Source organism: Arthrobacter sp. Y3223164, from assembly GCF_059091005.1.
Window position 1 is genome coordinate 1 of record NZ_JBNHGF010000927.1, and the last position, 354, is coordinate 354.

Here is a 354-nt window from a genome sequence, read left to right on the forward strand (position 1 = left end):
GCCTGCACCGCCCACGGGATGAGCACCACGGCGCTGACCGAGGCCCAGAGCGCGATCGATGTCCGCCAGCCCGCGGCGTCCGCCACCGGGACCGCCAGCTGCGGGCTCATCGCGGTGCTGACCGCCAGCAGGGTCACATAGCCCGCGGTCACCACGCCCACCCGGTCCGGGAAGTATTTCCGGACCAGCGGCGGCAGCACGACGTTGCCGATTCCGTACCCCGCCATCACCACCGCGCTCAGGGAAAGGAACGGCCACACGCCGTCGACGGCGGCGCGGCCTAACTGGCCGGCGACCGCCAGCAGCACGGCGGCCACCAGCACCTTTTCCAGCCCGAGCCAGCGGATCAGCGCC

At 72.6% G+C, this 354-nt stretch carries 1 pseudogene; it reads right to left on the reverse strand.

The features are described from left to right. Positions 1-354: pseudogene (locus AC5RUJ_RS18765) on the reverse strand (CynX/NimT family MFS transporter); the annotation flags it as partial.